The sequence below is a fragment of the Leptolyngbya sp. BC1307 genome (assembly GCF_002286735.1).
Classification (GTDB): domain Bacteria; phylum Cyanobacteriota; class Cyanobacteriia; order Phormidesmidales; family Phormidesmidaceae; genus Phormidesmis.
This window is the reverse complement of sequence record NZ_NRTA01000094.1, coordinates 1-5,716: the sequence shown is the minus strand read 5'-3', so window position 1 is coordinate 5,716 and position 5,716 is coordinate 1. Positions and strand designations below refer to the sequence as shown.

Annotated in this window: 6 protein-coding genes; 3 read left to right on the top strand and 3 right to left on the bottom strand. The window is 52.0% G+C overall.

Annotated elements, in window-relative coordinates:
* Window positions 1-192: 192 nt before the first annotated feature.
* The 3 genes from sbcD (at window position 193) to CKL79_RS21765 (ending at window position 3,478) form a co-directional block, all read left to right on the top strand.
* Window positions 193-1,497: an exonuclease subunit SbcD gene (gene sbcD, locus CKL79_RS21775; protein WP_121971628.1), complete on the top strand. Its 1,305-nt coding sequence runs from the start codon at window positions 193-195 to the stop codon at window positions 1,495-1,497.
* Between the two features lie 68 nt (window positions 1,498-1,565).
* Entirely contained in the window at window positions 1,566-2,294 is a 729-nt protein-coding gene (locus tag CKL79_RS21770; RefSeq protein ID WP_121971627.1) for a Uma2 family endonuclease, read from the top strand.
* A gap of 122 nt (window positions 2,295-2,416) precedes the next feature.
* On the top strand, window positions 2,417-3,478 hold the full coding sequence (locus CKL79_RS21765) for a tetratricopeptide repeat protein (RefSeq protein ID WP_121971626.1): 1,062 nt from the start codon (window positions 2,417-2,419) through the stop codon (window positions 3,476-3,478).
* Between the two features lie 25 nt (window positions 3,479-3,503).
* On the opposite strand, the gene CKL79_RS21760 is transcribed toward CKL79_RS21765, so the two are convergent.
* The 3 genes from CKL79_RS21760 to CKL79_RS21750 all read right to left on the bottom strand — a co-directional run.
* Window positions 3,504-3,797 (bottom strand): hypothetical protein, encoded by a 294-nt coding sequence (locus CKL79_RS21760; RefSeq protein WP_121971625.1) that lies wholly within the window; start codon window positions 3,795-3,797, stop codon window positions 3,504-3,506.
* Between the two features lie 270 nt (window positions 3,798-4,067).
* Window positions 4,068-4,859: an aquaporin Z gene (aqpZ, locus tag CKL79_RS21755; RefSeq protein ID WP_121971624.1), complete on the bottom strand. Its 792-nt coding sequence runs from the start codon at window positions 4,857-4,859 to the stop codon at window positions 4,068-4,070.
* Between the two features lie 371 nt (window positions 4,860-5,230).
* Window positions 5,231-5,716 (bottom strand): transposase (locus CKL79_RS21750; RefSeq protein WP_141242116.1); only part of this gene is annotated, 486 nt, incomplete at its 5' end.

The following is a 5,716-nucleotide window of genomic DNA, read 5'->3' as shown; positions in this document are numbered from 1 at the left end:
GAATAGTGGCGCAAATCGTCCCAACGCTTCTAGTATTTCCATTTCGCAGCCAGCCGGTTATGACAAATCTATTGTGCTTGCTGCTTTCCTATTTGGCCAAATGGATAAAGTCGAGCTTAGATCTCTCACAATTGCCAAGACTCATGCATTGGGACATGATGAAGGAATCGTACGCATAAGACTGCACCGGCAATGGTCAAAATTCTGCATCTGTCAGATATTCATATGGGTGGCGGCTTCAGCCACGGGCGCATTAACCCAGAGACGGGGCTAAATACGCGGCTAGAAGATTTTACGCTGGCGCTGAAACGGTGTGTGGATAGTGCGATCGCTCAGCAAGTCGATCTTGTCCTCTTTGGCGGCGATGCCTTCCCCGATGCTACGCCGCCCCCCTACGTACAGCAGGCGTTTGCAGGCGAATTTTGCCGATTGGTAGCAGCGAATATTCCGACCGTGCTGCTGGTTGGCAATCACGATCAGCACGCTCAGGGCGCGGGCGGTGCTAGTCTCTGCATCTATCGCACGCTGGGCGTTCCTGGCTTTATCGTAGGCGACACGCTCACCACTCACCGCATAAAGACTAAAAGTGGCCCGGTGCAAGTGATGACTCTGCCCTGGCTGACCCGCTCTACGCTGCTCACCCGCCCCGAAACGCAGGGTCTCTCGATGGGAGAAGTCGGAGAACTGTTGATTGACCGGCTGCGAGTGGTATTAGAAAAAGAGATTCGCCAGCTTGATAAAGAGATTCCGACCGTGCTGCTGGCGCATCTGATGACAGATACGGCCCGGTATGGGGCAGAGAAATTTTTGGCGGTGGGCAAAGGGTTTACGGTGCCGATGGCGATTTTAGCGCGAGATTGTTTTGACTATATTGCGCTGGGCCATGTGCATAGCTACCAAGAAGTGTGTCAGTCTCCTCTGGCGATCTATCCTGGCAGTATTGAGCGAGTGGACTTTAGCGAAGAGAAAGAAGACAAAGGCTATATTTTACTAGAGGTGACGAAGGGCAACGCAGCCGCTGAATTTTGCCCTTTACCCGCTCGGGTGTTTAAAACGCTAGAAATCGACCTGACCGCCCAGGCAGACCCGCAGGCGGCTTTGCTCACGGCCATTCAAAGAGAAGAGATTTCAGAAAAAGTTATTCGATTAATCTACAAGCTGCGAGCCGATCAGGTAGAAGAGATTGATAATGGCGCGATTAGTGAAGTGTTGGAAGCGGCTCACAGCTACACCATTCAGCCTCATCTGATCAGCCAGCTCTCTCGCCCCAGACTGCCGGAACTCGGGGTAGACAGTTCGCTCTCACCCCTGAGCGCCTTGCAGTCGTATTTAGATAATCGAGAAGACTTGAGCGCCTTAGCCCCCGACATTTTAGAAGCGGCTCAAGGATTGCTCAACCAAGATCCGCATGGCGATAAAGCAATTGTTGCGCCAGATGACGATGAGAGGGAAAGCGCGATCGCCGAAGAAGACAGCCGCCAGCTCAGATTGCTGTAGTCCAGCGCTGGGGTTTTGACGCTGGGATTCTGATCTAAACTAGAGATAACCAGTCCCTACTGAGCGCTATGGTTGCCACGCAGGATCTAACAACGCAAACAGGCACCTATCTGCCTAGCGAAATATACAGTGACGAACCCGAAATGGAATCAGATCTCCATCTGCGGCAAATGCTTTTGCTCATTAGCTGCCTGGATATGCTCTGGCAAGATCGCAACGATTTCTATGCCTCGGGCAATATGACAGTCTACTACAGCCCTAAGAAAATCAAAACTCGCGATTTTAGAGGGCCAGACTTTATGGTGGCGCTCAACACCGAACGCTACCCCCGTAAGAGCTGGGTGGTGTGGGAAGAAGAGGGCAAGTACCCCAACGTCATCGTAGAGATTTTGTCTGACAGCACTGCTCGGGTTGATCGCACGACCAAAAAAGAGCTTTATCAAAATACCTTTCGCATGCCTGAGTACTTCTGGGTTGATCCAGATACCCAAGAATTTGCGGGGTTCATCTTGGTTGGCGGTACTTATCAGCCTATTTCTCCTAATGAAGCCGGTCATCTCTGGAGTCAGCAGCTACAGCTATTTTTGGGCATTTACAACTCTCAGCTTCGCTACTTCACCCCAGAAGATCAGCTCGTACTCACGCCTGTTGAGGCCGCTCAAGCAGCACAGCAAGATGCCCGAGAAGCGCAGAGAGATGCCCAGGAAGCGCAGCAGGCCGCACAAGAAACTCAGCGGCAAAACGACCGTTTAGCGGCCAAACTTCGCGAACTCGGGGTTGACCCCAATACGCTGTAGTGGAGTGGCAGCTAAATGACCCTTTGCTATTCGTATCGGCTATATCTGGTTTCCTGAGCGAATCTAGACATCCGGGCTAAACGGGCAATCTAACACTGGTTTGGTCTCTACGTTAGAACGCTATGGAAGCTCAAGTGGCAGCCGCGCTAGAAGTCGGTGATTATCAGCAAGTGACTAGGCTGCTCAAGCAGTGGCAAAGTAGCGATCCGACTAACCCAACGCTGAGGCTATATGCCGCTCTGCTGCAAGAGCAAACGAACCGTCTAGAGGCCGCTGAAAAGAGCTATCTCAAGCTGCTGAAGCACTCTCCCAGCGGCAAGATTATGAGCCAGGCTCGGGCGGGGCTCGGACGCATTCAACAGCGGCAAAAGGTGCAAAAGGCTGAGGCGCTGGCGCAGGCTAAGCGAGTAACGGGTGGTGATGAGTTGGCTATTTTGGCTGTCGCGGCCCCTGCCCCTGCTGAGCGATCGCAGGCGATCGCCGGACTCGCCCAAATCTTCAATCTCGATCTCTACACGGCCCAGCTAAAACTGCCGCCCAGTGGCTTTCGCCTCTATCGTATTGGCCCCTGGGGTGAAGTCAGCTACTACGCTAAGACTCTAAAACAGGCCCATACGCCAGCGCTCACGGCTAAAGTCAGCGATATCAAAGCGCTCCAGACTTTTCAGATTTGTTACTTCAAAGCGTTTACACCTCAGCCTACCGTCGTCTGCAAAAATGCGGCGGGTCAGCTGGGTACCATTGGCTTTGATTGGGCCGAAGTTAGTCAGCGAGTGGACGGGCAACTGCCGATCTTTGAGCAGGTGGTAGATTTGGGGCCTTGGGGTAAGACAGTCCATAAAGAGAAAGTACAAGATTATGCGCAGGTGGTAGATTTTCACCTGGCGGGCAGGCAAATTGTTTTGAGAGCGTGCGATCGCCTCTACCAATACCAAAAAGGGATTGCTCTGAGCGAACATAACGAGCTCAACAGTCGCATTCAGTGGAACCAACTGCTCGCTCAGATCGACTCATCTACACCTGCCCCTCACCCCAATGACTTTACCCGCTTCGGCGAAAGCGCCCTGGAGTTTATCAGCCTGCTCCCCCCCATTTACTCCAATCTCGACATCGACCGGCGGGCTCCCAGCCACTGGGATCAGGCATTTCACCTTTACAGCAGCCTTTTCTATTTCAATAGATGAGGGGCTGAAGGAGAAGGCCCCTCATCTACACCAGTTTTTGCAGTAGGCTGATGGCTTCACCTTGCGCGGGGGGAATCGTCAGCGGCTCTTCTATAGTCATGATTGGGGTCCATAGGACTGTTTCTGCGTAGTGCAGGGTGTGCAGCAGGTGAATGGTCTGGCGGATGTCTTCGGGGTGACCGAGCAAAATGTGACGGAGCGATCGCCTCCCCCCACTCCCTACGGGCACCGCCTCGGGCAATGCCATCACAGACTCAAGAGCGGGCGAAACTGGGCCAGCCGCAAGCGGTTGACCGATCAAGCAAGTCATCGTTTTCATGGTTTCTCTATACGGTTTAGGTACTTTTTGACTGTACGGGGTAGAAAAACCACGAAAAACTGAGGTGGTTCAAGCGAGGATTACACTTTTGGGTAGGCATCAAAGCTTCAAAGTGCAGCTAGATCAGCTTCTGAAGGATTTCCCCCTGACTCAGAGTGTTACCCTGGCGAAGCTCAGGTTGAACCACGCCAAAAGCGCCTCTAGAAAACTTTCTAGAGGCGCTTTTGGTTCGGCCAATTAGCTCAGTCTGTTGGCTAGATCGGGATGGATCTATCGGCGAACAGGGGTCACAGCTGGCTGCTCGGACACCGTGTCACCAATAATGTCAGGCTCGTAGCCTTCCGCAAGCACCCCGTTATAAAACCAGCCAGCCAAAAGCGCACCCGCGATGGGCGCAACCCAAAACAGCCAGACCTGAGCTAAGTACTCTGGCCCTGCAAAGATAGCGGGTGCCAGACTCCGCGCCGGATTAACGGACGTATTTGTCACCGGGATACTAATGAGATGAATGAGGGTGAGCGCCATTCCAATCGAGATCGGGGCAAATCCTTTAGGCGCACGGCCATCGGTAGATCCTAGAATGACCACCAAGAACATAAAGGTCATCACCACTTCGGTGAGGAAAGCCGCGCCCAGCCCGAACTTACCAGGAGATAGCTCACCAAACCCATTGGCCGCCCAAGTCGCAGATGCGGTATCAAATCCAGGCTGACCAGAGGCCACCAGATACAACACGCCAATCGCTACGATTGCGCCGACAACCTGAGAAACGATGTACGGCAGCAGATCGCGACTAGGGAAGCGCCCACCGGCCCATAGGCCAAAAGACACTGCCGGATTGAGATGACAACCTGAGATGTGACCAATGGCATATGCCATGGTTAGTACCGTCAGTCCGAAGGCTAGTGAAACACCGAGAAATCCTAGACCCAGAGGAAAAGCAACCTCTCCGCCTAGCTCACCGCCGACAAAGGCAGCAGCGAGCACAGCACTTCCACAGCCACCCAAAACTAGCCAAAAGGTGCCGACAGCCTCTGCCATGCACTTTTTCATAATGTTCATTGTCTTAGCACTCCTTTATAAAGCAATCTTACTTATGTCTTAGATCTTGCACCAATACATACGCACTAAAGTACTGTCTAAAATTCAACGGCAGAATAAGCATTTCAGCTGTTCAAAATCTGGCTTATTGAGAAGTGTTCGCTTATCGAGATTGGTGCAAGATCTCAGCCCCTCACGAACAGCACTGCTGGCTATTCAATAAACCTGAAAGAAACACAATTATCGCCATGGGGACAACAATCGAGGCTTTTCAGGGTTGATTAGTTTGTGTTTCTTAGGAGTTGTACAAGGTAAGCGTAAGAAAAAATTTAGTAGTTACTTGAGTGTTGTGCTCTGACGGTAGAAAAATAATTGAGGCGTTATCTAGCGAGTCATGCAGGCACCCCCTTATTCTGCTTGTCAAACAATTTGGCAAACACCTGCGACGCCGATTCACCCTGTTCAAGACAGTCATGAGCAAAGAGGATTAGCTTTTCTATCAGCGCTTGCGATTGCTGGCGACAGACCTGCCCGATGGATTGTGTGAGCTGGGTAGGGCGCTTGCCCGGAGCCTTTGTCGGGGGTGGCAAGCAAGCCAAGTGCAAGATTGAGTAAGCCACGAACACCAACGTCCAATGGGTTTGAATGGATTCAAAGGTTCGCATCCGATACTCATCAAGCCCGAGATATTGCTTTCCATCTCGATAAAAGGTTTCTATCGGCCATCTTTGTAAATATTTGGCGAGCACCTGTTTGGCTGACCAGTCAGCGCGATTGGTCAGCAGCACAGCGTAAGTCCCGGTGAGCTGTGCAGTTTCAAAGCTAATCACTAAACGCAGCTTGCCAAAGCGGGGAATTCGGCAGCAGAAGGTAAAACA

Bases quoted from the DNA above. Each gene is read 5' to 3' on its own strand.
- CKL79_RS21765 (WP_121971626.1), top strand. From the start codon at position 2,417: ATGGAAGCTCAAGTGGCAGCCGCGCTAGAAGTCGGTGATTATCAGCAA.
- CKL79_RS21760 (WP_121971625.1), bottom strand. From the start codon at position 3,797: ATGAAAACGATGACTTGCTTGATCGGTCAACCGCTTGCGGCTGGCCCA.
- sbcD (WP_121971628.1), top strand. From the start codon at position 193: ATGGTCAAAATTCTGCATCTGTCAGATATTCATATGGGTGGCGGCTTC.
- aqpZ (WP_121971624.1), bottom strand. From the start codon at position 4,859: ATGAACATTATGAAAAAGTGCATGGCAGAGGCTGTCGGCACCTTTTGG.
- CKL79_RS21770 (WP_121971627.1), top strand. From the start codon at position 1,566: ATGGTTGCCACGCAGGATCTAACAACGCAAACAGGCACCTATCTGCCT.